The 1,600-nt window shown below is 56.2% G+C and carries 2 rRNA genes; both read right to left on the bottom strand.

Going from position 1 to position 1,600, the window contains the following annotated elements:
• Window positions 1-117 (bottom strand): 5S ribosomal RNA (gene rrf, locus ACH4ZA_RS39865).
• 91 nt (window positions 118-208) lie between these two features.
• Window positions 209-1,600, bottom strand: a 23S ribosomal RNA gene (locus ACH4ZA_RS39860); the annotation flags it as partial.

Here is a 1,600-nt window from a genome sequence, read left to right as displayed (position 1 = left end):
GTTCGGCGGTGTCCTACTCTCCCACAGGGTCCCCCCTGCAGTACCATCGGCGCTGTGAGGCTTAGCTTCCGGGTTCGGAATGTAACCGGGCGTTTCCCTCACGCTATGACCACCGAAACACTATGAAACTGTTTCAGCCGCACCACACCGTGACCATGGCATGGGGCTGTTCGTGGTTTCAGAACCAACACAGTGGACGCGAGCAACTGAGGACAAGCCCTCGGCCTATTAGTACCAGTCAGCTTCACCCATTACTGGGCTTCCACATCCGGCCTATCAACCCAGTCGTCTACTGGGAGCCTTACCCCATCAAGTGGGTGGGAATACTCATCTCGAAGCAGGCTTCCCGCTTAGATGCTTTCAGCGGTTATCCCTCCCGAACGTAGCCAACCAGCCATGCCCTTGGCAGAACAACTGGCACACCAGAGGTTCGTCCGTCCCGGTCCTCTCGTACTAGGGACAGCCCTTCTCAATATTCCTGCGCGCGCAGCGGATAGGGACCGAACTGTCTCACGACGTTCTAAACCCAGCTCGCGTACCGCTTTAATGGGCGAACAGCCCAACCCTTGGGACCGACTCCAGCCCCAGGATGCGACGAGCCGACATCGAGGTGCCAAACCATCCCGTCGATATGGACTCTTGGGGAAGATCAGCCTGTTATCCCCGGGGTACCTTTTATCCGTTGAGCGACGGCGCTTCCACAAGCCACCGCCGGATCACTAGTCCCGACTTTCGTCCCTGCTCGACCCGTCGGTCTCACAGTCAAGCTCCCTTGTGCACTTACACTCAACACCTGATTGCCAACCAGGCTGAGGGAACCTTTGGGCGCCTCCGTTACTCTTTAGGAGGCAACCGCCCCAGTTAAACTACCCATCAGACACTGTCCCTGATCCGGATCACGGACCCAGGTTAGACATCCAGCACGACCAGACTGGTATTTCAACGACGACTCCACTCGAACTGGCGTCCAAGCTTCACAGTCTCCCAGCTATCCTACACAAGCCGAACCGAACACCAATATCAAACTGTAGTAAAGGTCCCGGGGTCTTTCCGTCCTGCTGCGCGAAACGAGCATCTTTACTCGTAGTGCAATTTCACCGGGCCTATGGTTGAGACAGTCGAGAAGTCGTTACGCCATTCGTGCAGGTCGGAACTTACCCGACAAGGAATTTCGCTACCTTAGGATGGTTATAGTTACCACCGCCGTTTACTGGCGCTTAAGTTCTCAGCTTCGCCACCCCGAAGAGTGACTAACCGGTCCCCTTAACGTTCCAGCACCGGGCAGGCGTCAGTCCGTATACATCGCCTTACGGCTTCGCACGGACCTGTGTTTTTAGTAAACAGTCGCTTCTCGCTGGTCTCTGCGGCCACCCCCAGCTCATGGAGTAAATCCAATCACCAAGCGTGGCCCCCCTTCTCCCGAAGTTACGGGGGCATTTTGCCGAGTTCCTTAACCATAGTTCACCCGAACGCCTCGGTATTCTCTACCTGACCACCTGAGTCGGTTTAGGGTACGGGCCGCCATGAAACTCGCTAGAGGCTTTTCTCGACAGCATAGGATCATCCACTTCGCCACAATCGGCTCGGCATCAGGTCTCAG

The sequence above is a fragment of the Streptomyces sp. NPDC020597 genome (genome assembly GCF_044335095.1).
Classification (GTDB): domain Bacteria; phylum Actinomycetota; class Actinomycetes; order Streptomycetales; family Streptomycetaceae; genus Streptomyces.
The sequence above is the reverse complement of the archived record's forward strand: the minus strand, read 5'-3'. Positions and strand labels throughout refer to the sequence as shown.